This is a genomic window from Nicoliella sp. ESL1113, from assembly GCF_058509245.1.
The window spans coordinates 684,558-711,359 of record NZ_CP196387.1; the positions used below are offsets into that span (position 1 = coordinate 684,558).

A 26,802-nucleotide genomic window follows, 5' to 3' on the forward strand; every position below is an offset into this window, starting at 1 on the left:
GATGAATTTTTATGAAGCAAGTAATCAAATAAAGCAAGGAAATTTAGCCCCCATTTATTTAATTACTGGAAAACAAGAATATCTAATGGAGCAATTAAAAAAACAATTTATCAATTTGATTCCAAAGGATGATCGGACGATGAATCTCGCTATTTATGATATGGAGACGACACCGCTTGCTGATGCAATGAATGATGCAATGTCTGCGCCGTTCTTTGGTGAGAATAGAATGGTCATAATTAATAACCCTATTTTTTTAACGGGTGAGAAAAATAAAAATAAAATAGATCATGACACAGACGAATTGTTAAAATACATCAATGATCCACTTTCTTCAACCATTTTGGTATTTATTGCTCCTTATGAAAAACTAGATTCGCGAAAAAAAGTTGTCAAACAGTTGAAAAAACAGGCTGTTTGTGTTGACCTTCAAGCGATTAATGAATTTGAGACCAAAAGGTATGTTGGTAATTTTTTGCAACAACATGGATATCGAATCGATTCGCATGTAATGGATCAACTAATGCAAAGAACTGATGGTCAGTTATCTGCTATTATGATCGATATTTCAAAACTAATGATCTATTGTCAAAAAGATAAGTTGATTACTAGTCAAGCTGTTAAAAATTTGGTTACCAAGACTTTAAATCAAAACATATTTACATTGGTTGACATGGTTTTGAAGCGGCAGACTACTAATGCAGTTTCACTGTATCAAGAGTTATTAGTCGAAGGACAGTCTGCAATTCAAATTAATGCAGTCCTATTGAGTCAATTTCGATTATTACTTCAGATAATGATTCTTAAAAATTATGGTTATAGTCAAGGTAAATTGGCTAGTGAGTTAAAGGTTCATCCATATCGGGTTAAACTGGCTTTACAGATCATTAGGAACTATCAATTTAAAGATCTAAAACGGGCTTTTTTAGGATTAACTGATATTGAGAGACAATTAAAGAGTACCAGTGAGTCTCCAGAATTACTATTTGAAATGTTCATGCTTAAATTTGCATAAAAAAAGATTCCATTAGCAATTTACTAATGGAATCTTTTTGGTAATAAAAAAACCCAGTCATGAGCTGAGTGAAGAGACCCCCGTATGTTGGACAGAAAATGTTCAGCATACGGGGGTCTTTATTTTGGCAAAATATAGTTATGAATTTAGATTGAAAGTTGTTTTAGAATACCTTTCTGGAGTTGGATCAACTACGTTGAACCATAAATATGGCATTAAGGGTGTTGCAACAATCTACTCGTGGGTAAAGACGTATAAAAAATTTGGTAAAAAAGCGCTTATTGCAAAACATTATAATCAAGAATATTCTTATATGTATAAATTAAAAGTGCTGAAATGGATGCACCTCTACCACAAGTCGTATCCAGAAACAGCACTTCATTTTAATATTGCATCTCCGTCGAGCATCTTTACATGGCAACGGAGATTAGAGAATGGAAGCCTATATTTAATGAATAAACGTAAGTCCCATCAAAAGAATGTTCTCACAAATAGCGCTGTAAAGCAAATTAAACTGTTAAAAAAGCAAAATTTAGCTTTATCGATTAAACTATCCTATGAAAAATTACTAAGCACTAATAATCAATACGAAAGTATTGATTTATTAGTGAAAAAATTTAGTGATGTTGCAATTTCTAGAATATTATCATCAATTTCATTCCCTAAAAGTAGTTATTATCATCATAGAAAAGCTTCGCTTTCGAAAATAAATGATGAGTTTGATACTGAGGTGAAAAAGGCTGTTAAGGATCATCCTGCTTATGGTTATAGAAGAATAACAGCATTATTTAACAATAATGGATACCATGTTAATCACAAAAGAGTCCAGAGAATTATGCAAAAATACAGTTTACAGTGCCAACTATTTGGAAAAAGAAAACGTAAATATAACTCTTACCATGGCCAAGTAGGCCATGTTGCTGATAATGTTTTAAATGGTGATTTTTCATCTAATAATTTTGGAGAGAAGATAACAACAGATGTAAGTGAATTTAGATATGGAAATGAAGATATAAACCATCGGGTTTATCTTTCTCCAGTGATGGATTTATATTCTGATAAAATCATTTCATATGGAATTAGCAGCCATCCAACAGTTGAACTAACATTAAAGCCGTTGAACCAGGCACTAAAAAGAATCCAGAACACTGTTAAGCATTCAATTGTGCATAGTGATCAAGGAATTCAATACCAGAGTCATAGTTGGGTTCAAACACTAAACAAATATGAAGCTATTCAGTCCATGTCCCGTAAGGGGACATGTTTAGATAATGCTCAAATGGAATCATTTTTCCATATCATGAAAATTGAAATGATGAATACGCATTATGATACCAAAAAATCCTTAATCAATGCGATGAAAACATGGATTAAGGATTACAATAACAATAGATTAAAAGAAAAACTAGGATACCAATCACCAAATCAATATTTGGGATTGATATCCTAGCAAAAAGTATTAGTCCAACCTATAGGGGTCAGATCAGAGCTTTTTTATTACTTATTGAAAAGTCTAGTAAGACGTGACTTGTCACGGCTAGCTTTATTAGCTTTGATTAAACCTTTTGATTTAACGTGGTCAATCTTGCTAATGGCAGCCTTGAAAGTTTCTTCAAGATTATCAGAACCAGCTGCTTGAGCTTTTTCGAATTTCTTGATAGCATTTCTCATTGCACTTTTTTGTACAATGTTTTGTTTTTCTGCTTTTTCATTAGTCTTAACACGCTTGATAGCGGATTTGATTACTGGCATGATTTCACCTCCAAATACGAAGTAATGTCCATAATTCAACACTTTTTTATTATACAGACTCATTATCTTAATTGCAATAGTATTTGCTTAAATCAGTGTTACCATAAAAAAATGACTAAAATGGGGTTGTTTAATATTCAATTATCTAGTATGATTAATTAGTAAAAAGTTTTTAACCTAGACTTAGTTTTCCACTTTCTCACTAGTGATTACTCAGTTATAGGTGTTTATATACAATGAAAGGTGGGATTTTTTATGGCTCTTACACAAGCACATAAAAATGAAATTATCAAGAAGTACGCTCGTCACGAAGGTGACACTGGTTCAGCAGAAGTACAAATCGCTGTTTTAACTGCTGATATTAATGAAATTAACAACCACATGAAGGAACACAAGAAGGATTTTCATTCACAACGTGGATTAATGAAGAAAATTGGTCACCGTCGTAATCTTATTGCTTACTTACGTAACAAGGATGTACAACGTTATCGTGAACTAATTAACAGTCTTGGCCTACGTCGTTAATACTGTTAAAAAGGGTGGGCTGCTATTTGCAGCACACCCTTTTTTTGTACATAATAATACGTTCGGTTTTAAAGTATGATAAAATAATTCATAGATATTATGAACGTAAATAAAAGAAAATATTTTTGAGGTGAACTCTATGAAGGAAAAGGTTAAAATTATTCCACTTGGTGGAGTAAGGGAAGATGGCGAAAATTTATATGCCGTTGACATTAATGACGGTATTTATATTTTAGACTGTGGGCTTAAGTACCCAGAAAACGAAATGTTAGGGATCGACTTTGTGATTCCAGATATAACTTATTTAAGAGAAAACAAAGATCGAATCGTAGGGGTATTTTTAACCCACGGACATGCGGATGCAATTGGTGCACTTCCTTACTTTTTATCCGAATTTAATGTTCCTGTTTTTGGATCAGAACTAACAATTGAACTTGCTAAGTTATTAGTTAGTGATAATAAAGAAAGTAAGAAATTCAATAATTTTAACGTAGTTAATGAAGATAGTGAAATTCTATTTGATGACGTTACAGTTACATTTTTCAAGACTACCCATTCAATCCCTGAGTCAATGGGAATCGTATTAGATACGAAATATGGAAAAATTGTCTATACTGGTGATTTTAAGTTTGATCAAACCGCATCCAATGGTTACCAAACTGATTATGCAGCACTTGGTGATATTGGTAGAAGTGGTGTTTTAGCTTTATTGAGTGATTCTTCTAATGCTGAAAATCCTAATCCAGGAACGAATGAACGTAAGATCGCTAATTACATTGATGATGCCTTTGAATATCATGATAACCGTATCATCGTTGCTTGTGCAGCTTATAATATTTTACGAATTCAACAAGTATTTAACGCAGCGGCTAAAAGTGAACGCAAGGTATTTCTTACTAATCAAAATTTAGAAAAGATTGTTAATACTGCAATTAAATTAGATAAGTTAACACTCCCCAAAGATGATTTATTGATCTCTAAAGTTGCTGATTTAGAAAAATTAGATCCATCTGAAGTCGTTATTTTACAAACTGGAAAGATGGGCGAACCAATTAAGGCCCTTCAAAGAATGACTAGTAAGAATTCAGTTGATAATCCAATTAGTGTTAGGGAGGGCGATTTAGTATTAATCGCGACGACTCCAGCTCCAGCAATGGAAACAAATGTAGCTAGAACTCGTGACATGATCTATAGAGCAAACGCAGAGGTTAAAATGATTTCAGATGACATCAAATCGTCTGGGGATGCTAGTCAAGAGGATCTTCAATTCATGCTCAATATTTTGAAACCTAAATATCTAATTCCTGTTCAAGGAGAGTATCGGATGCTAGAAGCACATTCAATGGTTGCTGAAGAAGTTGGTTTTCCAAGTGATCATATTTTCATTCCTGCAAAGGGGGATGTTTTAGAATATGATGGCAATAAAATGCTACGTGCAAGCAGTGTTGATGCTGGTGATATCATGATTGATGGAATTGGTGTTGGAGACATTGGAAATATTGTTTTGCGAGATCGAAAAGTCCTATCTGAAGATGGAATTTTTGTGGTCGTAGTTACTATTAATCGGAAAAAGAAAACGGTGATTGCTCAACCTAAGATAACTTCTCGTGGATTTATCTATGTTAAAGCTAATAAGACCCTTATGAACGAGGCTTCTAAGATTGTTTATGATGCTGTTCAATATAATTTAGATAATAAGGAATTTGATTGGGGTCATCTAAAACAAGATGTTCGTGATAAATTAAGTTCGTTTTTATTTGATAAAACGAAGCGGCGTCCGGTTATTTTACCAGTGATCATGGAAGTTCATCAACACCATAAGGGACATAAGGGTGGTAAGAAGCCTAATAATTCAAAAGAGAAAAATTAGGAAGTGAATTAGACTTTGAACTACGATGAATTATGGCAAACAATCTATCAAAATTTAGATGCTCATCATTATTCGATTGCGGTTTCTGATTTAAAAAAAATTTATGAAAATGATCCATCTAAAAAGGCCAACCAATTGTTAGTGAATGCCTTAGTCGATGCTGGTGATTATTTACAAGCAAAAGAATATTTGTTAGAAAAAATTAATGATTATCAGGACTCACAAGCTGATTTTAAATTAATGATAAAGATTTTTGGCTTGAACCATAATTTTATTCAGGGACAGATATTAATTAATTCAGTAAAAGACTTTAATTTTAAGAAAGAATTACAAAATGACTTTGATAAGCTAGTAAACGATGCCTTAGTTAGTAATTCTGATGAAATTAATCAATTAGTAAGTGATTTATATCATATTGGTGCAAAAAAGATAGTTGATCAACAAAGAATAATTACTAATGCCATGAATTTACCCGTTAAAAAGTATATTGATGGGGGAATTGGGGCATTATCTGATCCGTTTTTGTACCCAGCAATTCGTTTTGATTTGTTAGACGTGTTCCGTGAATTAGGCGTTTCAAGGCAGATTGAAATTAAATGGATTGATGGCCAAACTCACTTAGTAGACTGTCGAAATTTATTACCATTGATCAAGACTAAAAGTGCCATTGGCATTTTTAAAGTACTGGAAGACCGTTTTGGACAAACTGCGCCAACGGTTTATGAAAACATGATAAAGACCTTTAATTTATTCTTAGCTTATCTATACCCATTTAATGACATTGTTATTAAAAATTATGCACTTTGGGTTGATGTTGCTTATCAACTTCAGTGTGGGAAGTTAATTGATCTTAATCAATGTGGCGAAGACACAAAAATAGCTTATAATTGGCAAATTAAGTTACTTAAAATAATTGATTCAATAAAATGACTTGACAATTAAATCAAAAGTTGATTTAATCTAAACTGTCGAAAATATTTATATTTAGGTGTTTACAAATAATAGAGCAATAGATATAATATTAGAGGATATTCTTCTTGAGAGCGATACAACTTTGTATTTTTGAGAAGATGTAGTATAATAATACTAAAAGATGTATCGCAATCTCGCGATACTAGTCTTTCGAAAATAACAGGAGGTTTCATTAATGGCAAAAGAACATTATGAAAGAACAAAACCCCATGTAAATATTGGTACTATTGGCCATATTGATCATGGTAAGACTACTTTAACTGCAGCTATCACTAAGGTTTTAGCTGATAGAGGTTTAGCAAAGGCTGAAGATTACGCTGATATCGATGCAGCCCCAGAAGAACGTGAACGTGGTATCACGATCAACACTGCCCACGTTGAATACGAAACTGAAAAGCGTCACTATGCTCACGTTGATGCTCCAGGACATGCTGATTACATCAAGAACATGATCACTGGTGCTGCTCAAATGGATGGTGCGATCTTAGTTGTTGCTGCAACTGATGGTCCTATGCCACAAACTCGTGAACACATCCTTCTTGCTCGCCAAGTTGGTGTTGAATACATCGTTGTATTCTTAAACAAGACTGATTTAGTTGATGATGACGAATTAGTTGACTTGGTTGAAATGGAAGTTCGTGAATTACTTTCAGAATACGATTACCCTGGTGACGATATTCCTGTTGTTCGTGGTTCAGCTCTTAAGGCTTTACAAGGTGACGAAGAACAAGAAAAAGTTATCTTGAAGTTAATGGACATCGTTGATGAATATGTTCCAACTCCAGAACGTGATGACAGCAAGCCATTCTTAATGCCTGTTGAAGACGTATTCTCAATCACTGGTCGTGGTACTGTTGCTTCTGGTCGTATCGACCGTGGTAAGATCGGTGTTGGTGACCCAGTTGAAATCGTTGGTCTTACTGACGAAGCATTGAAGTCTACTGTTACTGGACTTGAAATGTTCCGTAAGACTCTTGACGAAGGGGAAGCCGGAGATAACGTTGGGGTATTACTTCGTGGTGTTGACCGTGACCAAGTTGTTCGTGGACAAGTTCTTGCTGCTCCAGGTTCAATCAAGACTCACAAGAAGTTTACTGGTCAAGTTTACATCTTGAGTAAAGAAGAAGGTGGACGTCATACTCCATTCTTCTCAAACTACCGTCCACAATTCTACTTCCACACCACTGATGTTACTGGTGTTATCGAACTAGAAGACGGTGTTGAAATGGTTATGCCTGGTGATAACGTTACTTTCCACGTGGACTTAACTAAGCCAGTTGCCATTGAACAAGGTACTAAGTTTACCATCCGTGAAGGTGGTCACACTGTTGGTGCCGGTGTTGTTTCTGAAATTGATGACTAATTTTTAGATAATAACATTTAAAAGGTTTGAAGCTTTATGCTTCAAACCTTTTTTTTATTTAATAGAAAATCTTAATAATATCAATATCATTTAGATGCTTTGATTGCTTGATTTTGGCTAAGATGGTATAATTTCATATGTAGTTATTAAGGACTAGTTAATCTAATTGATTAGTAGTTTAACGAAGTTATTTGATTATGATCAAATAAATTAATAATAAATATTTTTCATGTCGGAGGGAAAAGAATGTCTGCAAAATGGGAAAAAAAGGGTACTAATGATGGTGAATTAACTTTCGAAATTGGTGCTGATAAAATCAAGGAAGGTTTGGATAAAGCTTTCCAAAAGAATAAAAAGAATATTAATATTCCTGGATTCCGTAAGGGAAAGGTTTCACGTCAAATCTTTAACGAAATGTACGGTGAAGAATCACTATATCAAGATGCTTTAAACATTTTACTTCCAGAAGCTTATAGTAATGCTGTTGAAGAAGCTGGCATCGAACCAGTTGCTCAACCAGAAGTGAACGTAGAATCACTTGAAAAGGGTAAGCCATGGGTCTTAAAGGCTGTTGTTACTGTAAAACCTGAAGTTAAGCTTGGTGAATACAAGGGCATTTCTGTTGAAAAACAAAATACTCGGGTATACAAAAAGGATATTGATGCAGCAATCGAAAAGAAGCGTCAATCACAAGCTGAATTGGTTCTTAAAGATGATAAGCCAGCTGCAGAAGGCGACACTGTAATTATTGATTTTGATGGTTACGTTGATGGTAAGCCATTTGATGGTGGTCAAGCTAACAACTACTCATTAGAATTAGGTTCACACTCATTTATTGATAACTTTGAAGATCAATTAGTTGGTCACAAAGCTGGTGATGAAATCGATGTTGATGTTACCTTCCCTGAAAATTACCAAGCAAAGGAACTAGAAGGCAAGAAGGCTACTTTCAAGGTTAAGATTCATGAAGTAAAGGAAAAGCAATTACCAAAACTTGATGATGAATTCGCCAAGGATGTTGATGAAGATGTTGATAGTCTTGATGAATTAAAGGATAAGGTAAAGGATCAACTTAAGGAAGAAAAGGAAACTGAAGCAAAGAACAACATTGAAGATGAAGCAATCAGTGGTGCTGTTGATAATGCTGAAGTTAAGGAAATTCCTCAAGCAATGATCGATGAAGACACTGAACGCCAAATGGATCAATACCTTGCAAATATGCAACAACAAGGAATTAATGCACAAATGTACTTCCAACTTACTGGGACAAGCAAGGAAGATCTTAAGAAGCAATTTGCTGATGGCGCTAGTCGTCGTGTAAAGACTAACCTTGTTCTTGAAGCAATTGTTGAATCTGAAAACATCAAACCAACAGATGACGAAGTTAAAGAAGAAATTGCTACTTTAGCTAAACAATACGGCATGAAGGAAGACGCAATTAAGAGTGCTTTATCAGAAGATATGCTCAAGCATGATATTGCAATTCAAAGTGCTGTTAAGTTAATTACTGATAGTGCAAAGCAAGATAAGCCTGCTAGCAAGAAAAGCGATAGCGAAGAATAATATTTCTTGATAAAAAACCAGTTGGCATCTAGGCTAGCTGGTTTTTTATTATAAGCTAATCGTTTTAACTACGATGTAATTTATGCTATAGTGTTGGAACTGAAGTTTATAAAACGAAAATGTGAGGTGCATACATTTGTTTGAAGATGATGATAAAGGACCAGTAATCTGTTCCTTCTGCGGGAAATCACAGGATCAAGTTCAAAAGATTGTTGCTGGACCTGGTGTTTATATTTGTAATGAATGTATTGATCTGTGTAAACAAATTGTTGATGAAGAATTAGCTCAAGAATCACGTGGCGGTGAAATTAAGTCACTGACCCCAGCTGAAATTGTTGATAAGCTTAACCAATATGTAATTGGCCAAAATGAAGCTAAAAAGACGCTGTCAGTGGCTGTTTACAACCATTATAAGCGGATTAAGAGCATGGCTACTAATAAGCCTGGCGATACTGAATTACAAAAGAGTAATATTGCAATGATTGGACCAACTGGTTCAGGGAAAACTTACTTAGCCCAAACCCTAGCTCGAATTTTGAACGTTCCATTTGCGATTGCAGATGCAACGACGTTAACTCAAGCTGGGTATGTAGGTGAAGACGTTGAAAATATCTTACTCAAGCTATTACAAAATGCTGATTTTGATGTGGAAAGAGCCCAAAAGGGAATTATCTACATTGATGAAATTGATAAGATTGCTAAGAAGTCTGAAAACGTTTCAATTACTCGTGATGTTTCAGGTGAAGGGGTTCAACAATCGCTATTGAAGATCCTAGAAGGAACCGTTGCTAACGTTCCACCTGAAGGCGGCCGCAAGAATCCACAACAAAAATTCATTCAAGTGGATACTACTAACATTTTGTTCATTGTTGGTGGGGCGTTTGATGGAATTGAAAATATCGTTAAAGATCGGTTAGGAAAGAAAACCATTGGGTTTGGAACTGATGATAATGAGTTAGCTGATATGGATGATAATGATATTATGCAACACGTTATTACAGAAGACCTACTTAAGTTTGGGTTAATTCCTGAATTTATTGGTCGTTTGCCAATTCTCACTGCCTTGAATAAATTGACTGAAGCTGATTTAGTTCGGGTACTTACTGAACCTAAGAACGCGCTTGTTAAGCAATATCAAAAATTGCTTGAATTAGATGGTGTGCAATTAGATTTCGAAGATGGTGCCTTGAAGGCAATGGCTAAGCTAGCAATTGATCGTGATACTGGTGCTCGTGGGTTACGCTCAATTATTGAAAGTGTAATGGAAAATATTATGTATGAAGTACCTAGTCGCGATGATGTTGATAAGGTCGTTGTTACAAAGGACTCAGTTACAGAACATGCTGATCCAAAGCTAGTTTTAAAAGCAGAATCTAAATAAATTAAAAAGCAGGTGCTTACCTGCTTTTTTTAAGGAGAAAAAACATGGATGTTCATAACGTTAATTTATTGATCAGTGCAGTTAGTCCAAGCCAATACCCAAAGACAGGGTATCCAGAAATTGCCTTGGTTGGCCGCTCAAACGTTGGTAAATCTTCACTAACGAATACCTTGATTAACCGCAAGAATTATGCACATACTTCTAATCAACCCGGTAAGACCCAAACTTTAAATTTTTATGAGGTTGAAGATGCGCTTTACTTTGTTGATGTCCCAGGATACGGCTATGCGCGAGTATCAAAATCTGAACGTGAAAAATGGGGAACGATGATTGAAACGTATTTAACTAAGCGCCCCCAACTAAAAGGAGTTATTTTACTAATTGATGGTCGGCATGATTTAACTCAAGATGATCGTCAAATGGCCGAATGGTTAGATTATTTTGATATTCCAAGGCTAGTTGTTGCTACTAAAATGGATAAAATTGCTGGTGGTAAATGGAATAAGCAATCCAGTATGATTCATAAGGCGATTAACGTTGATGATCAGGAATTGATTATGTTTTCAGCCAAAACCAAACAAGGTAAGGATCAAATTTGGGACTGGATTGAAAAACAAGTTAACTAAAAAATAGCTCTCACTTGTGAGGGCTATTAATATACTTATTTATCAGTTTTATCTTGTGAAAGAATTTTGGTCTTATTATTACCCTTGTCTTGACTCTTCTTCTCAGCCTTTTTCATGAATTTATCTCTTTCATTGTCCTTAGGGTCAATTTGAGCAAATTTACCAAGCATTTTATCTAAGTCATTTTGTAAATTAATTTTTAATCCCATAATTACATCTCCTGCCTTTATTTTATTTCATAATAGCAGAAAATGATTTATTTGTCATCAAAGGAAGTGATAAGTTGGCAACTGAACATATTGAAAACAAATTAAAACTATTGCCTGATTTACCTGGATGTTATCTAATGAAGGATAAAAATGGTCATATTATTTATGTAGGAAAGGCTAAAAATTTAAAAAATCGAGTGCGTTCTTATTTTAAAAGTAGTCATACTGGAAAAACAGCCAAGTTAGTATCTACAATTCGTGATTTTGAGACGATTATTACTGCAACCGATAAAGAGGCTTTTCTTCTCGAAATTACCTTGATTCAAAAGCATCGGCCTTACTTTAATATTCAATTAAAGCAGGGAAATAACGGCTATCCATACATTAAGATTACGAATGAACGGGATCCACGATTAATGATCGTAAATGCAGTTAAAAACGACGGTGGATATTATTTTGGCCCTTATCCGAATGTCTATGCTGCTGATGAAACGTTGAACTTTTTGCAAAAAATGTATCCGTTAAGACGTTGTAATGGTTTTCAACATCGTCCCTGTCTTTACTATCATATGGGACAGTGCCTAGGTGCTTGCTTTAAGACGGTTCCTAAAGAAGAGTATGAAAAACAAATTAAAAAAATTAAATCATTTTTGAATGGCAACGTTACCGTTGCTAAGAAAGTATTAACTCAAAAAATGCATGAAGCGGCCGATAACCTAGAATTTGAGCGAGCAGCAGATTTAAGAGATCAACTTAAGTACATTGAAGTGACGGTTGAAAAGCAAAAGATTATTTCACAAGATACAACGCCACGGGATGTATTTAATTTTTACTTTAATAAGGGTTGGATTTCAATCCAAATCTTTTTTATTCGGCAAGCACGGTTAATGAAACGAGTAAAGCGGGTTTTTCCAGTTGTAAGTTCAGCCACTGAAGAAATGACCAGCTTTATTGTTCAATTTTATCAAAAGCGTGATCAGCCGCTACCAAAAGAAATCTTAGTCCCTACAGACTTACCAAAATCTGTTTTGAGTAAGGTGTTAGGGGTTCCCGTTAGAACTCCCCAACGCGGGCAAAAAAGAGCCCTGTTAGAAATGGCTGGTAAAAATTCTAAATTAGTACTAGATGAAAAATTTAGACTAATTGAATTAGATCAGTTGAAAACCACTGGTGCGATGAATGAGCTAACTGATGCGTTAGGTATTCCTAGAGGGCATAGAATTGAAGCTTTCGATCATTCTCACATTCAGGGGACCGATCTAGTTTCTGCAATGGTAGTATTTGAAGATGGGCAACCCAATCGTAAATTATATCGTAAATATAAATTAACAACTGTGGACCATGCTGATGAAACCGCAAGTACCAAGGAAGTAATTAGAAGACGTTATTCTAGATTATTAAAAGAGCATGCATCCCTTCCTGATTTAATATTGATGGATGGTGGCGAAATTCAGATGAACGCAGTTAAGGACGTGTTGGTAAATGAGTTGAATTTAAACATCCCAGTTGCAGGAATGGTAAAAAACACCAAGCATAAAACTGCCGATATTTTATTTGGGAATGCTGATCAACCATTAAATTTGAATCCCAAGAGTCAAGCTTTTTATTTAGTTCAAAGGGTGCAAGATGAGGTGCATCGGTTTGCAATTAGTTTCCACCGTCAGGTCCATACTAAGCACTCGTTAAGCTCACGCCTTGATGGAATCAAGGGGGTTGGCCCTAAGACCAGAAATAAATTGCTGCGTCATTTTGGCTCAATGAAAAATATCGAAACCGCTAGTGCTGATGAAATTACAGCGTTAGGAATTTCGAGTACCGTTGCTCAAACAATTAAATTTAGTTTAAATAAGGCCCCATCAGAATCCAATAAAAATTAGCTATCATTAGGAACTTATAATATAATTAATAATATAATTAATAAGGATTAGGAGAATAAAATTGTTTGTAGATCAAGTTAAAATTAATGTCCAAGCCGGAAAGGGTGGCGACGGCGTTGTCGGGTGGCGACGTGAAAAATATGTACCCAATGGAGGACCTGCTGGAGGAGATGGTGGACATGGCGGTAACGTTGTGTTTAAAGTTGACAGTGGGATGAGCACACTCATGGATTTTCATTATAGCCAAAAGTTTAAGGCTGCTAATGGAAATAACGGTGGTAGCAAAAAAATGACTGGAAGAAGCGGAGATGACCTAGTAATCAATGTTCCTGAGGGAACTAGTATTTATAATGATGATACTAACCGCTTAATTTGCGATTTAGTTAATCCTGGGGATCAATTTATCGTTGCTAACGGTGGCCGTGGTGGTCGCGGAAACGTGCACTTTGCCTCTGCTAGAAATTCTGCTCCAGAAATTGCTGAAAACGGTGAACCAGGTGAGGGTTTTAGCGTTCGTTTAGAATTAAAATTACTTGCCGATGTTGGTTTGGTTGGTTTTCCATCCGTTGGAAAGTCGACTCTACTCTCTGCAATAACTAGTTCTAAACCCAAAGTAGCGGATTATCACTTTACGACGCTGGTTCCTAACTTAGGAATGGTAAGGTTAAATGATGGTCGGGACTTTGTAATTGCCGATTTACCTGGTTTGATTGAAGGGGCTTCTGCTGGTACGGGGCTCGGGTTTCAATTCTTACGGCACGTCGAACGGACGCGAGTTATCTTACACTTAGTTGATATGAGTGGTGTTGAAGGCCGTGACCCGTTTGTTGATTATCAAAAAATCAACCAAGAAATTTCCAAATACGATGAAAACTTACTTTTACGGCCTCAGATTATCGTTGCCACTAAGATGGATATGCCAGATGCAGAAGCAAACCTAAAGCAATTTACCAATCAAATTGATAGCGAAGGCAATCAAAGACGCATTATTGCAATTTCTTCTATTACGCATAGCGGTTTGAAGGAATTAATTGGTGCCACTGCTGACCTATTGGATGAGACCCCTAAGTTTCCAATTACAGATGTTGAAGAGGAAGTTTCAATCCAATCTGATCTTGATGATGCTCCGTTTACCATTACCCATGAAGAAGATGGTAGTTGGACGTTATCTGGGAACCGCTTAGAAAAACTATTCCAAATGACTGATACGACCCATGAACAATCAATGCTTAGATTTGCACGTCAACTACGCGGAATGGGCGTTGACGATGCATTAAGGGATAGTGGTGCCAAGAATGGCGATACTGTTAATATTTTAGATTTCTCATTTATTTATGAAGTTTAGGGGCACTCTAAAATGCAAAATAATAATCATTTAAAGCATAACCGACGTTATATTACAGGATTAGACGGAATTCGTGCGATAGCTGTATTTGCTGTCATTATATTTCATTTATTACCCTTTAGCATTAAGGGTGGATATCTAGGGGTTTCAATCTTCTTTACGGTTTCTGGTTATCTAATTACCGATCTATTAATGCAGGAATGGGAGCAAAATGGCCAAATTAATCTATTTAATTTTTATTACAGAAGGTTAAGGCGACTATATCCAGCGCTATTTACAATGGTAATTGGAACTGGAGCTTACATTACTCTCTTTCAAAGAACGTTATTAAAGGACTTGGGAGTGACGATTTGGACCAATTTATTGTATCTATATAATTGGTGGGAAATTGGTCATGGACAGAGCTACTTTGATCGTTTTCAAGGTGAATCACCTTTTACACACCTGTGGTCTTTATCGATTGAGGCACAGTATTATTTAGTATGGCCAATTGCATTGGTAATTTTATTAATGTTGATTAGATCAAGAACGAAGATTGCCTTATTACTATTTTCGTTTTCATTTGGATCGGCAGTTTGGATGACCTACGTTTACCATAGCGTTAATAATATTAATCGGGTCTATTACGGGACTGACACTAGAATGTTTTCAATCTTATTCGGGGTTTCTTTGGCCATTATTTGGCCTTCTGCAAAGCTATCTAAGCAGCTCTCGTCGTTTTTAAAATTTTTACTGAACTTAATTGGTATTGGATCATTAATTGGTATCGTTTGGCTGTTGTTTACATTATCAGGGCAAAGTAGCGCTACTTATAATTGGGGAATGCTAGTCATTTCTATTCTAACGATGTTATTAGTTGCTACTTGTGTTCACCCGAGTGGAAATATCAATCAATTGCTAACTAACCGACTTTTTAGCTGGATTGGGACTAGAAGTTATGGAATTTATTTATATCAATTTCCAGTAATGATTTTTTATGAATCTCGCGTAATGAGTATTGGAGCGCATCCCGTTTTAAACGCTTTGATAGAGATCATAATCATATTTATTATCAGTGAGTTATCATATCGATTTATAGAAAGACCAATTCGGCATTTTGATTTTAAAATGTTGAAATCACACTTAGTTGAATTATTTAAAATTAAATCACGATTTGGATTTAAGCGTTTTATTGCATTTCCAGTATTGATATTAATGTTTATTTGTGGATATGGAGCATTTCACCCCAATTATAGTCAGGCGGATTCTGATAATTTAAAAAGGGATATTGTTGCTAATCAAAAAGCGTTTCAAAAGAAAAATCAAAAAATCATTAAGCAACAGGAAAAGAAAAAGGCATCAATGGCCTCAGAAACGATTAAAGTGGTTAAACTCAGCACTGCTGATAAAAACTTGGCAAAACAATTTAGCCTTACGCCTGAGCAGTTATTAAAGGCAAAACAATTTCCGATTACTGCAGTTGGTGATTCGATTATGGCTGATACTGCTAGTGATTTACAAAAGGTGTTCCCCAATGCTTATATTTCAGCTCAAGTGGGGCGTCAAATTTGGCAAACTCCAGATGTAATCAACCAATTGAAGAATAGTAATGCATTGTCACCCAATGTGTTGTTAAACCTGGGTACGAATAGTCCGATGACTCCTGCTCAACTGGATCAAGTTATTAATGACATTGGTCCCAATCATCAAATCTATTGGATTAACGTGCATGTTCCTACTCGTTATTGGGAAGGACAGGTTAATGATGTAATCGCGAAAGCGGCCACAAAATATAATAATTTCCATGTTATTGATTGGCATCAAGCAAGTGAAAATCAAAATCAATGGTTCTGGGATGATCATGTTCATCCTAATCCAGACGGAAATGTTAAATACGTTAGTTTAATCGCGAAAACAATTCTTAAATAAAAATGCTTAGGAGATTCCTAAGCATTTTTTGCCTTGATTATGAGATTCAACTCATAATGATATGCTACAATGTTAATATTGTAATTTTTAACAGATAAGAGGAAATAATATGCAAATTGAATTTTTGGGCACAGGTTCAGGTGTCCCTGGTAAGTTTCGCAATGTCTCTTGTACAGCGTTACGTTTACTTGATGAATGTAATTCGGTATGGCTTTTCGATGTTGGGGAAGGAACTCAGCAACAAATTTTACGCTCTAATTTGAAGCCTAGAAAAATTAATAAGATATTTATTACACACCTCCATGGTGATCATATCTTTGGACTGCCTGGCCTACTTAGCAGTCGTTCTTTTCAAGGTGGAGATACGCCATTAACCATTTATGGTCCGAGGGGCATTAAAGAGTTTGTGCAAGTTAGCTTAAGGGTTTCCAAAACTAAATTGTCTTATAAGATTATTTATCAAGAACTTACAACGCCTGGTAAAATATTTGAAGATGATAAATTTACTGTTTACATGAATACATTGGATCATCAAATTGAATCCTTTGGATATCGCATTGAAGAACATGATCATCCTGGTGAGCTATTAGTTGATAAGTTAAAGGCTGCTAATATTCCTTCAGGCCCAATTTATGGTAATATTAAAGCGGGAAAAGATGTCAAATTGGATGACGGCAGAATCATTCATGGCAAGGACTACATTGGCAAAGCGCAAAAGGGACGGATTGTAACTATTTTAGGGGATACTAGAAAAAATCAAAATTCGTTACCATTAGCTAAAAATGCAGATGTCCTAGTTCATGAAAGCACTTTCTCTAAGGATGAAGCTGGATTAGCCCGTAATTATTACCATTCAACTAATGTTCAAGCTGCTATTTTAGCGAAGAATGCAAATGTACAAAAATTGTTACTGACCCATATTTCTTCACGCTATACGGGTAAAATGGCTAACATTTTGCAAAAACAGGCTAGAGCAATCTTTAAAAATACGGATGTTGTTAAAGATTTTGATGTTGTTGATGTTCCATTTGATAAAAACCAAACTATTTAAGGAAGATGATTATAATGAAAAAACAAGTGAAAATGATTTCAATAATCGTTCTAGCTTTAATAATTGTGATATTTGCTCTTTTAAACGTTCAATCGGTTGCAATCAACTTCGGTTTTGGAACACTAAAATTGCCTATGATCGTGATGTTAATCCTTTGGATTTTAATTGGAGCACTAGTTAGCTTCTTACTTACAACGACCTCTTCTGTTACCAAAAGTCGTGATATTAAAAAATTGAATCAAGAAAATGATGCAAAAGTTAATCAATTGAACAAACAATTAACTGAATTAAAAGCCAAATTGAAAAATGAGAATAAGCAAGAAAATTTAAATCGTAATAAGCCCGAATAATTAATAATGAGGTATTAAATGATTAATTCAAAATATAATTGGAAAGTTGCTAAATTTGATGCTACTAATATCGGTGATGTTGATAAAATTGCCAAGGAATTAAAATTAAGCCCCATCGTTGCTAAAATTCTTTTTGAACGGGGTTATAAGAACGTTGATGATGTTAAGCATTTTTTAAATCCAAGTGCTGAGGAACTTGGCGATCCATTTTTATTCCATGATATGGAAAAAGCGGTCGAACGGATTACTAAGGCCATTGAAGATGGTGAAAAAATTACCATCTATGGAGATTATGATGCTGATGGATTAACTAGTACCGCAATTATGTATGAAACATTATCTGAAATTGGAGCGGATGTTAACTACTATGTTCCCAATCGATTTAGCGATGGATATGGTCCTAATTTAGATGCATTCACTAAAATTATTGATGATGGGACCAAATTGATCATTACGGTTGATAATGGTGTAACTGGATTTGAACCCGTTGATTTTGCTAACCAACATGGCTGTGACGTTATTATTACAGATCATCATGAAATTCCTAAGCAAGGGGTTCCTGATGCCTATGCAGTTGTTCATGCTAGATATCCTGGTGCGCAGTACCCATTTGGTTATTTTTCTGGGGCAGGGGTTGCATTTAAGGTAGCTTCGGCTTTATTAGATGAAATTCCACAAGAGTTTTTAGATTTAGTAACCATTGGAACAATTGCCGATTTAGTTTCCTTAACCGGTGAAAATCGCGTTCTAACTAAGTTTGGCGTTAAAGCAATTCAAGATACACAACGCCCAGGACTACTAAAAATACTTGAAAATGCAAAATTACTTGATAAACCGATTAATGAACATAGTATTGGATTTGGAATTGCTCCTCGGCTGAATGCATTGGGCAGAATGGATGATGCTAACGTTGGGGTGGAATTATTGACAACGTTAGATGATGATGTAGCCAATAAGCTAGCCGAACAAACAGAGCATCTGAACATTGAACGTCGTAAATTGGTGACTGACATTTTTAAAGCTGCTTGCGATCAACTTGATCGATCAGGCAATCAGGATCGTAATACAATTGTTGTTGCCGGAGATGGTTGGCATGAGGGCGTTGTTGGAATCGTAGCCAGCAAATTAGTTGATAAGTATCATAAACCAACCTTGGTTCTAGGAATTGATTCTAAAACTGGGATTGCCAAGGGATCTGGAAGAAGCATTGAGGACTTTAATTTATTCGCGGCACTTGAGCCAGCAAAGGATTTGATGCTTAAATTTGGTGGGCATGATATGGCAGTGGGGCTATCCATAAAAAAAGATAATTTGTCCGAGCTTGCTGATGAATTTGAAAAAAACTTCAAACTGTCAGGGAATGAAAAAAATGAGAAACCAGGTTTGAAAGTCGATGCTAAAATTAGTGTTGACCAAGTGGATGATTTGCTTTATGAATCATTAAGTCAGCTTGCTCCATATGGAACCGATAATCCTCAACCCCTATTTGAAATTAGACCTAAACTGGTTAATAATTTGCAAACGATGGGAAACCAGAACGCTCATCTTAGGTTTTCAGCTAACGGGAATCAAAATCGGATCAAGGCAGTTGCATTTGGAATGGGCAGTAAAATGAACTCGATTCAATCTAACTCTAGTTCGATTGATGTCGTTGCAACTATCGAAATGAATACCTGGAACAACGTTAGTTCATTGCAATTAATGGTCAAGGATTTAAAGTCTAGCGGAGTCGAAATTATCGATCAACGTTCTAGAAACTTAAATCCAAAAATGTTAAAACTAAACGGAACCTATGTTTTGTTTAATAAGCGGTTTGTGAAGGAACTGGAACCATACATTAATGAAAAAAGTAATATCATTTGGTATAATGACTTGTCTAAAGAAAAGCTTGCTGATTTGATTATAATTGTTGATTTTCCTGATACGATTGATGAATTAAAACATGTTATTAAATACTTTGATAACAATCAAGTGGTATTATACTTATTTAAACAACATTTTGTTTATGAAAGTGGATTCCCAACTCGTGAATATTTTGGGGCATTATTTAAAATGTTAAGTGGTAGTCCTGCTTTTAATATTAACCAATCTTTAAATCAGATTGCTGCTCAACTGGGAATTGATCGAAACCTAGTTATTTTTATGATTAAAGTGTTCCAAGAACTTCAGTTTGTTTCCATTAACAATGGAATCTTATCAATGAATTCGAATTTACAAAAACAGGATTTAAAATCTACTGAAGCTTATCGTAATCGTGAGTTACAATTAGCACTAGAAAAACAATTATTATTACCTAATTCTGCAAACTTAATTGCAATGTTTAATGATTTAATGGGTTAGTAGTAGCAAGGAGGAGATTTTTGCATGGCGTTAAATTTAAATGACTATATCGCGTCTTATAACGATTTTCCAGAAAAGGGCATTGTATTTCGGGATATTTCACCACTGTTAGAAGATGGTCAGGCCTACAAGCAAGCCACCGATGAAATCGTTCAATATGCTCGCGATAAGAAGGTAGATATGGTTGTTGGACCTGAGGCGCGGGGCTTTATTGTTGGTTGTCCTGTTGCATATGATTTGGGAATTGGGTTTGCACCAGCTAGAAAGAAGGGCAAACTACCCGGTAAGACAGTTAAAGCTTCGTATGGCCTTGAATATGGTGAATCGTCACTATATCTTCATGAAGGGGCTATTAAGAAAGGTCAACGAGTCTTAGTCACTGATGATTTATTGGCAACTGGTGGCACCATTAGCGCAACGATTGAATTAGTTGAAGATCTAGGTGGAATAGTTGTTGGAACTGCCTTTTTAATTGAATTAGCTGATTTGCACGGTCGTGATAAAATCAAGGGCTATGACATGTTGAGTCTTATGAAGTATTAAAATTAAAGCAATAATGGTATTTACAATTTTTTTCGAAATTGATATAATATCATTATGCGCTTTTGGAGAGTTGGCAGAGCGGTAATGCATCGGACTCGAAATCCGACGAACCGATTAATCTCGGCGGGCAGGTTCGACTCCTGTACTCTCCTTATCAAAAAACATGTCTATTACAGGCATGTTTTTTTATTTGAAAAATATTAGTTTAGAAATATGGAATGAGGTTTTAAAGTGAAAGTCGGAATTGATGCGATTAATTTTTACACCCCTGGGATGTATTTATCGATGAGCAAACTAGCATTATCACGCAACGAAGATCCTAATAAGTACCTAATTGGAATTGGACAACAGGAACAATCCGTGATTCCCAATACTCAAGACGTGGTTACGATGGCTGCGAACGCAGCTTTTGATATTATTAATGACGATGTTCGTTCTCAAATCGATTTAATTATTTTTGGGACTGAAACGGGGGTTGATAACTCTAAGTCAGCAGCAATCTACCTTCAAAATTTACTGAAATTAAACCCCAATGCGCGCGCTTTTGAGATTAAACAAGCTTGTTATGGAGCTACCGCTGGTCTTCAGATGGCACGTGATTATATCGAATTGCATCCAGATAAAAAAGCATTAGTAATTGGTGCTGATATTGCTAGGTATGGATTAAATACCCCAGGAGAAGTTACCCAAGGTGGTGGAGCAGTTGCAATGATTATTGCAGCTGATCCACAAATTATTTCTTTTGATGGAGTAAGTACATTTTATTCCCAGGATATTATGGACTTTTGGCGGCCCCTTTACACTACCGAGGCGATCGTAGATGGTCATTATTCAAATGATGTTTATGTTGACTTTTTTAAGGAAACATGGCGACAGTATAAAAACAAGACGGGGCTTAAAATTGATGATTTAACAGCGATGATTTTTCATTTGCCATATCCTAAAATGGGAATTAAGGGGCTTCGGGCAGTATTACCAGAAGCTACTAGCGCAAAGCAGGTCGCATTAAAATCAGCATTTGATTTTGGAAGCATGTATAATAAGCGTGTAGGGAATCTTTATACCGGCTCACTATACTTAAGTTTGTTATCTTTAATTGATAACGATAGTGATTTACAATCTGGTGATTTAATTGGATTGTTTAGCTATGGTTCGGGTGCTCAAGGTGAATTCTTTACTGGAAGATTAGAAGACGGTTTTTTTGATGCTAATCGGAAAGCTAAGATGGATCGTCTTATTGATGGTCGCAGTGAACTATCAGTTCCTGAATATGAAGCTATTTTTGAATCCTGGCCAAAAATTAAGGCAGGAAACTTAAAATTAAATGGTAATGAAGATAGTGCTAAGTATGTATTTTTAGGGGTTAAGGATGACCAAAGACAGTATCAAATTAGAAGGTAGGTAGTTAGAAATGAAAAAAGTATATTTAGCTGGACCATTTTTTGATGATGAACAAATTGCTAGAATTGAACGGGTTGAAGAGGCGCTTACGAATAATCCAACCATTAGCAATTTTTTTAGTCCCCGCACAGCCAACTTTCCAGATGAAAAGGTGGGGAGCTTAAGTTGGGCGAAAAAAGTGTACCAAAAAGATATTGATGAATTGGAAGCTAGTGATGTTATCGTAGCAGTTTTAGATTTTAAAGATGGCTTCGTTGATAGCGGAACTGCATTTGAAATCGGTTATGCCACTAATATTGGTAAGGATATTATCGTTTTGCATGAAGGAAATGGAATTGTTAACTTGATGATTTCTAATAGTGTAATTGCATATGTCAAAAGTGCTGATGACATTTTACAATATGATTTTGACAAATTAAAAACGATCCCATATGAGGGACCGCTTACTTAGTTAATATTAGCACGATACAGACCAATTACCCTTCCAAGAATTGTAACTTGATCTAAAATAATTGGGCGCATGGTTTCGTTTTCTGGTTGGAGTCGATAATGACCTTTTTCCTTATAGAAGCGTTTGCAAGTAGCCTCATTATCTTCGGTCATTGCAATTACGATTTCACCATTTTCAGCAGTTGATTGTTTTTTAACAATGACTTGATCATGATTTAAAATCCCCGCGTTAATCATGCTAGTACCTTTGATCGTTAGCATGAATAAAGAATCTGAGATTGATTCAAATTCAGGTGGAATTGGGAAATATTCGGTTGCATTTTCAAATGCTAAAATTGGTTCACCAGCAGCAACTTGTCCTAATAAGGGCATTTCATTTGTTCGAACGTTAACATTTAGTTCCCGAAGCCCCAGATCGGTAATTTCCAATGCTCTGGTTTTGGTGGGATTCTTTTTTAGGAATCCCTTTTTTTGTAATCTAGTGATATGACCATATACTGTTGATGTGGAAGAAAGATTGACTCCTTCACAGATTTCACGAACAGTAGGAGGATACCCTTGGTTTCGAATTGATTTCCAAATAAACCTTAGAATTGTAATTTGTTTTGATTCTATTTTTGCGATTACCCATCACCTCCTAATTTCGCTAATTATAACGATATCTTAGCATAAAAAATATCGGGTGTAAAACAAATGTTCGGTTGCTTTTGTTTGAATATCGTGTTAAAAACGAGTAACCTATAATAAATGATTTACGGGAGGAATATAAAATGGCTGAAGATAAAGAATTAATGAAAATTATTCCCAGAATTAATGAATTAGCTCACAAAGCGAAAGCAAAGGGTTTAACCGAGTTAGAAAAGGTTGAACAGGGAAAATTAAGAAAACAATATTTAAAACGATTCAAGGAAAACTTTAGATCACAAGTTGAAATGATGAAAGTTTATAATAAAGAGGGCAAAGAAGTAACGCCTAAAAAAGTGCGTGATATTCAAAGAGGCAAGGGACTTCGTGACGATTAATGATTAACCTCTTTTAAAATGATTATTAATTGTGTAAAATTAATATGATTAGATTTTTATCGGGAGGTGTAATTAATGGGAACTGGAATTTGGATATTGATTGTAATTATTGCCTTAATAGCAGGAGTTGCAATTGGCTTCTTTGGTGCTCGTAAGTATATGGAATCTTATTTAAAAAGTAATCCACCAATTAGTGAAGATCAATTAAGTGCCATGATGCAACAAATGGGTCAAAAACCTTCACAAAAGAAGTTACGACAAATGATGAACACGATGAAAAACCGTGGATAAAAATAAGCAATAACAGTCGAATAGCTGTTATTGCTTATTTTTTTATTTCTTGGAAATATCAACATACTTAAAGTTTGGATCGATTTTACGATCAAGTTGATCAAAACTGGCTTGCATTTGGTTTTCAAACTGGGTTTGTTGTTCATCATTGATCTTTACTTTGCGATCAATTTTAATTGGATCACCGAACGCAATCGTAATCGGTTTACGAGTAAATAAACGTTTGAAAGATAGCGGCCCTTGGTAGACAACTGGGACTAGGGGAACGCTCGCAAGCTTAGCAATTAAAACTGCCCCCGCCTTTAAATCTTCAGAATGACGACTACCGGATGGAAAAATAACGATCGATAAATCAGTATTCTTTAATATTTTAACTGGTTTCTTGATTACTGATGGCCCTGGATTTTCTCGATCAACTGGGACCGCGTTTACTTTATTTAAAATATATCCTAAAATGAAATTATTGAATAATTCTTTCTTAGCTAAAAATGTAAACTTTTTGGGACTAGCTGCTAATGCAAAAATAATCATATCGAACCAAGCTCTGTGGGGGCCGACAAGAATGTAGTTGCCGTCAGGGAGTTTGTCTTTATCGATGATGTTGATGTTTCCATTAACTATTTTAATAATGATTTTGGTTATGAACCTTAAAAATGAATACATGAAGCGTGAACCTCCTAAAACGTTTATCATTTCAATATTATTCTATAATGATATTTAATTGCAAGAAAATTTTAAAGCGGAGTTGAAAAAATTGGAAGTTGAACTAAAAGCTGATGAACGAATTGATTATTTGGACAGTCAGAATATAAAAATAATTCAAAACCCGAATGTATTTGCATTTTCTCTTGATGCAATTTTACTTGCAAATTTTGCAATGATCCCAAAGTCGATTAACACTAAGGTTGTTGATCTGTGTGCTGGAAATGGTGCGGTCGGTCTATTTGCTGCGCATAAAACCCGTGGCCAGTTTGTAGAAGTGGAGATTCAGCCTAAGTTAGCTGATATGGCTAAAAGAAGTGTGACCTTAAATAACTTGGACGCTCGTTTCACAGTTTATAATGCGGATTTAAAAGCAATCGATCAGCAAATTGCCAAAAATTCAACTGATGTGGTTTTATGCAACCCACCTTACTTTGCTGATCTTGATACTAGTCATAAAAATCCGAATCAATACTTAGCGATTGCCAGACACGAAATCAAAACGGATTTAAATACGATTTTAAAAGTGACCAGTGGGCTCTTGAAGACCAATGGGCGTTGTTATTTTGTTCATCGTCCAGACCGTATGGTAGAACTAATGGATAAGATGCAGGCAAATCGCATCGTCCCTAAGGAAATCCAATTCGTTTATCCTCGGGTCGGACGTGATTCGAATATGATTTTAGTTTCTGGCATTAAGGATGGTAAACCAGGCGGACTTAAGGTTAAACCGCCAATCATAGTTTATGATGGCACTTCTAATAATTACACTAAAATGATAAACCAGGTGTTATATGGCGAATAGTCCCGAACGATTTTATATGTATGTTTTAAGGTGTGGGGATGGCTCTTTTTATGGTGGCTATACGACCAACTTAAAACATCGATTGGCTCAACATCAAAGTGGCAAGGGAGCTAAATATACCAAGTCACATCAGCCAGTTGAATTGATCTACCATGAATCGTTTCGGACCAAAAGTGAAGCATTAAAAGCAGAGTATGCCTTTAAGCATCAAAGTCGAAAGGCCAAGGAACAATATTTAAAAAAACACAACGTTAGAATGATTTAATATAATGGCGATTGATTGAATGGTATAATAATTAAGATAACAAACTTAGGAGGTTTCTTTGATAATGAAGATTATTGTTTATGGAGTACGTGACGATGAAAAACCGTTTATTAGTGAATGGGAATCCAATCATTCAGACGTTGATGTCCAAATTGAAAGTGGAAATTTGGATGCTGAATCTGTGAAGAAGGCTCAAGGTTTTAATGGTGTGGTTGCATTCCAACAAGCGCCTTATACTGCTGAAGTATTAGATCAATTAGGTTCGTTTGGCATCAAGGCATTATCGCTTCGCAACGTGGGGGTCGATAACGTTGACTTTGAAGCTGCTAACCGCAATCAAATTAAGGTAACCAATGTCCCTGCTTATTCTCCACAAGCAATTGCTGAGTTTACAGTTACTCAGTTAATGCAATTGTTAAGGAACACGAAGGTATTTAATAATAAAATTGCCCACGGGAATTTAAAATGGGCTCCAAATATTGCAACTGAATTAAACCAATTAACCGTTGGAGTCTTTGCAACTGGTCGAATTGGTCGTGCTGCTATTCAAATCTATAAGGGATTTGGTGCGAAAGTAATTGCTTATGACATCTTCAAAAACCCAGAATTAGATAAAGAGGGAATCTATGTTGACACACCAGATGAACTCTATCGTCAATCAGACGTTATTTCATTGCATGCACCAGCTGTCAAGGAAAATGAACACATGTTAAATGATAAAACGTTTGCGCAAATGAAGGATGGCGTCATTATTTTAAATCCTGCGCGGGGGACATTGATCGATACTGATGCTTTGATCAGAGCACTTGATAGTGGCAAGGTCGGCGGCGCTGCGTTGGATGTTTATGAAAATGAAGTGGGTGTATTTAACGCTGATTTTGGAAGCTTCGATGCGATTCCAGACGAACGGGTTAAGGAACTTTTAAAACGGGATAATGTTTTAGTTACCCCCCACATTGCTTTTTACACGAAGACGGCTGTTAATAGCATGGTCAACACATCGCTTGATGCGAACTTAGCTTTAATTACCACTGGTAATTCAGACAAAGTCGTAAAAAAATAAAATAGGTGATTGCATTCTATAATTATATTTTGTATAATTATATAGTTAATATTTCACACCTAATGTGATGACTTTGCCAGTGCTCATTTTAAATGGGTTGTAAAGTTAGTTGA

At 35.5% G+C, this 26,802-nt stretch carries 27 protein-coding genes and 1 tRNA gene; 24 read left to right on the forward strand and 4 right to left on the reverse strand.

Features of this window, described 5'->3' with window-relative positions; all coding sequences use genetic code 11:
* Position 1: 1 nt before the first annotated feature.
* Together holA and ACSYTJ_RS02960 are read left to right on the forward strand one after the other, a co-directional pair.
* On the forward strand, positions 2 to 1,015 hold the full coding sequence (gene holA / locus ACSYTJ_RS02955) for a DNA polymerase III subunit delta (protein WP_491720082.1): 1,014 nt from the start codon (positions 2 to 4) through the stop codon (positions 1,013 to 1,015).
* Between the two features lie 124 nt (positions 1,016 to 1,139).
* Positions 1,140 to 2,465 carry an IS3 family transposase gene (locus tag ACSYTJ_RS02960; RefSeq protein ID WP_491719859.1) on the forward strand — a complete coding sequence of 442 codons (1,326 nt, stop codon included), beginning with the start codon at positions 1,140 to 1,142 and terminating at the stop codon, positions 2,463 to 2,465.
* A gap of 47 nt (positions 2,466 to 2,512) precedes the next feature.
* Here ACSYTJ_RS02960 and rpsT read toward each other — a convergent pair whose 3' ends face one another.
* Positions 2,513 to 2,767: a 30S ribosomal protein S20 gene (gene rpsT / locus ACSYTJ_RS02965; protein ID WP_491716139.1), complete on the reverse strand. Its 255-nt coding sequence runs from the start codon at positions 2,765 to 2,767 to the stop codon at positions 2,513 to 2,515.
* A 255-nt stretch (positions 2,768 to 3,022) separates the two neighbouring features.
* Between rpsT and rpsO the strand changes: the two genes are divergently transcribed.
* From rpsO to yihA, 7 genes are all read left to right on the forward strand, one after another.
* Complete coding sequence (gene rpsO / locus ACSYTJ_RS02970; RefSeq protein WP_491716140.1) at positions 3,023 to 3,292, forward strand: 30S ribosomal protein S15; 270 nt, start codon at positions 3,023 to 3,025, stop codon at positions 3,290 to 3,292.
* Positions 3,293 to 3,431: 139 nt separating this feature from the next.
* Positions 3,432 to 5,162, forward strand: coding sequence for a ribonuclease J (locus ACSYTJ_RS02975; RefSeq protein WP_491716141.1), 1,731 nt, complete (start codon positions 3,432 to 3,434; stop codon positions 5,160 to 5,162).
* A 15-nt stretch (positions 5,163 to 5,177) separates the two neighbouring features.
* Positions 5,178 to 6,092, forward strand: a complete 915-nt coding sequence (locus ACSYTJ_RS02980) for a hypothetical protein (RefSeq protein WP_491720083.1) — start codon at positions 5,178 to 5,180, stop codon at positions 6,090 to 6,092.
* 217 nt (positions 6,093 to 6,309) lie between these two features.
* Positions 6,310 to 7,497 (forward strand): elongation factor Tu, encoded by a 1,188-nt coding sequence (gene tuf, locus ACSYTJ_RS02985; RefSeq protein WP_491716143.1) that lies wholly within the window; start codon positions 6,310 to 6,312, stop codon positions 7,495 to 7,497.
* Positions 7,498 to 7,743: 246 nt separating this feature from the next.
* Positions 7,744 to 9,060, forward strand: coding sequence for a trigger factor (gene tig / locus ACSYTJ_RS02990; protein WP_491716144.1), 1,317 nt, complete (start codon positions 7,744 to 7,746; stop codon positions 9,058 to 9,060).
* A 136-nt stretch (positions 9,061 to 9,196) separates the two neighbouring features.
* Positions 9,197 to 10,441: an ATP-dependent Clp protease ATP-binding subunit ClpX gene (gene clpX, locus ACSYTJ_RS02995; protein WP_491716145.1), complete on the forward strand. Its 1,245-nt coding sequence runs from the start codon at positions 9,197 to 9,199 to the stop codon at positions 10,439 to 10,441.
* Between the two features lie 44 nt (positions 10,442 to 10,485).
* Positions 10,486 to 11,067, forward strand: a complete 582-nt coding sequence (yihA, locus tag ACSYTJ_RS03000; protein WP_491720084.1) for a ribosome biogenesis GTP-binding protein YihA/YsxC — start codon at positions 10,486 to 10,488, stop codon at positions 11,065 to 11,067.
* A gap of 35 nt (positions 11,068 to 11,102) precedes the next feature.
* Here the strand turns inward: yihA and ACSYTJ_RS03005 are convergent, their stop codons facing one another.
* Entirely contained in the window at positions 11,103 to 11,276 is a 174-nt protein-coding gene (locus ACSYTJ_RS03005) for an SPJ_0845 family protein (protein WP_491716147.1), read from the reverse strand.
* A gap of 74 nt (positions 11,277 to 11,350) precedes the next feature.
* Here ACSYTJ_RS03005 and uvrC point away from each other — a divergent pair, with 74 nt between their 5' ends.
* The 10 genes from uvrC (at position 11,351) to ACSYTJ_RS03055 (ending at position 22,542) form a co-directional block, all read left to right on the forward strand.
* The gene (uvrC, locus tag ACSYTJ_RS03010; RefSeq protein ID WP_491720085.1) at positions 11,351 to 13,153 is read left to right on the forward strand and encodes an excinuclease ABC subunit UvrC; all 1,803 of its coding nucleotides are present in this window, start codon (positions 11,351 to 11,353) and stop codon (positions 13,151 to 13,153) included.
* 61 nt (positions 13,154 to 13,214) lie between these two features.
* Positions 13,215 to 14,498 carry a GTPase ObgE gene (gene obgE, locus ACSYTJ_RS03015; RefSeq protein ID WP_491720086.1) on the forward strand — a complete coding sequence of 428 codons (1,284 nt, stop codon included), beginning with the start codon at positions 13,215 to 13,217 and terminating at the stop codon, positions 14,496 to 14,498.
* A gap of 12 nt (positions 14,499 to 14,510) precedes the next feature.
* Entirely contained in the window at positions 14,511 to 16,406 is a 1,896-nt protein-coding gene (locus ACSYTJ_RS03020; RefSeq protein WP_491720087.1) for an acyltransferase family protein, read from the forward strand.
* 109 nt (positions 16,407 to 16,515) lie between these two features.
* Positions 16,516 to 17,457, forward strand: coding sequence for a ribonuclease Z (rnz, locus tag ACSYTJ_RS03025; protein ID WP_491716151.1), 942 nt, complete (start codon positions 16,516 to 16,518; stop codon positions 17,455 to 17,457).
* 14 nt (positions 17,458 to 17,471) lie between these two features.
* On the forward strand, positions 17,472 to 17,807 hold the full coding sequence (locus ACSYTJ_RS03030; RefSeq protein ID WP_491716152.1) for a LapA family protein: 336 nt from the start codon (positions 17,472 to 17,474) through the stop codon (positions 17,805 to 17,807).
* 18 nt (positions 17,808 to 17,825) lie between these two features.
* Positions 17,826 to 20,147: a single-stranded-DNA-specific exonuclease RecJ gene (gene recJ / locus ACSYTJ_RS03035; RefSeq protein WP_491720088.1), complete on the forward strand. Its 2,322-nt coding sequence runs from the start codon at positions 17,826 to 17,828 to the stop codon at positions 20,145 to 20,147.
* Between the two features lie 24 nt (positions 20,148 to 20,171).
* A complete protein-coding gene (locus ACSYTJ_RS03040; protein WP_491716154.1) occupies positions 20,172 to 20,690 on the forward strand; it encodes an adenine phosphoribosyltransferase in 519 nt (172 codons plus the stop codon).
* Positions 20,691 to 20,754: 64 nt separating this feature from the next.
* Positions 20,755 to 20,842, forward strand: a tRNA-Ser gene (locus ACSYTJ_RS03045).
* Positions 20,843 to 20,921: 79 nt separating this feature from the next.
* Complete coding sequence (locus ACSYTJ_RS03050; RefSeq protein ID WP_491720089.1) at positions 20,922 to 22,091, forward strand: hydroxymethylglutaryl-CoA synthase; 1,170 nt, start codon at positions 20,922 to 20,924, stop codon at positions 22,089 to 22,091.
* Between the two features lie 10 nt (positions 22,092 to 22,101).
* Positions 22,102 to 22,542 carry a nucleoside 2-deoxyribosyltransferase gene (locus ACSYTJ_RS03055; protein WP_491716156.1) on the forward strand — a complete coding sequence of 147 codons (441 nt, stop codon included), beginning with the start codon at positions 22,102 to 22,104 and terminating at the stop codon, positions 22,540 to 22,542.
* Here ACSYTJ_RS03055 and lexA read toward each other — a convergent pair.
* On the reverse strand, positions 22,539 to 23,165 hold the full coding sequence (gene lexA / locus ACSYTJ_RS03060; protein WP_491717291.1) for a transcriptional repressor LexA: 627 nt from the start codon (positions 23,163 to 23,165) through the stop codon (positions 22,539 to 22,541). The two genes, ACSYTJ_RS03055 and lexA, sit on opposite strands and share 4 nt — an antisense overlap.
* Before the next feature lie 146 nt (positions 23,166 to 23,311).
* Between lexA and ACSYTJ_RS03065 the strand changes: the two genes are divergently transcribed.
* A complete protein-coding gene (locus ACSYTJ_RS03065) occupies positions 23,312 to 23,563 on the forward strand; it encodes a DUF896 domain-containing protein (RefSeq protein WP_491716157.1) in 252 nt (83 codons plus the stop codon).
* A 75-nt stretch (positions 23,564 to 23,638) separates the two neighbouring features.
* Positions 23,639 to 23,854, forward strand: a complete 216-nt coding sequence (locus tag ACSYTJ_RS03070) for a YneF family protein (RefSeq protein WP_491716158.1) — start codon at positions 23,639 to 23,641, stop codon at positions 23,852 to 23,854.
* Between the two features lie 42 nt (positions 23,855 to 23,896).
* On the opposite strand, the gene ACSYTJ_RS03075 is transcribed toward ACSYTJ_RS03070, so the two are convergent.
* Positions 23,897 to 24,517 carry a lysophospholipid acyltransferase family protein gene (locus ACSYTJ_RS03075; RefSeq protein WP_491716159.1) on the reverse strand — a complete coding sequence of 207 codons (621 nt, stop codon included), beginning with the start codon at positions 24,515 to 24,517 and terminating at the stop codon, positions 23,897 to 23,899.
* Between the two features lie 91 nt (positions 24,518 to 24,608).
* On the opposite strand from ACSYTJ_RS03075, the gene ACSYTJ_RS03080 reads away from it, so the two are divergent.
* The 3 genes from ACSYTJ_RS03080 (at position 24,609) to ACSYTJ_RS03090 (ending at position 26,689) form a co-directional block, all read left to right on the forward strand.
* Positions 24,609 to 25,361 (forward strand): tRNA1(Val) (adenine(37)-N6)-methyltransferase, encoded by a 753-nt coding sequence (locus ACSYTJ_RS03080; protein ID WP_491720090.1) that lies wholly within the window; start codon positions 24,609 to 24,611, stop codon positions 25,359 to 25,361.
* Positions 25,351 to 25,626 carry a GIY-YIG nuclease family protein gene (locus ACSYTJ_RS03085; protein WP_491720091.1) on the forward strand — a complete coding sequence of 92 codons (276 nt, stop codon included), beginning with the start codon at positions 25,351 to 25,353 and terminating at the stop codon, positions 25,624 to 25,626. Before ACSYTJ_RS03080 ends, ACSYTJ_RS03085 begins: the two co-directional genes overlap by 11 nt.
* 64 nt (positions 25,627 to 25,690) lie before the next feature.
* On the forward strand, positions 25,691 to 26,689 hold the full coding sequence (locus ACSYTJ_RS03090) for a D-2-hydroxyacid dehydrogenase (RefSeq protein WP_491720092.1): 999 nt from the start codon (positions 25,691 to 25,693) through the stop codon (positions 26,687 to 26,689).
* The last annotated feature ends 113 nt before the right edge of the window (positions 26,690 to 26,802 follow it).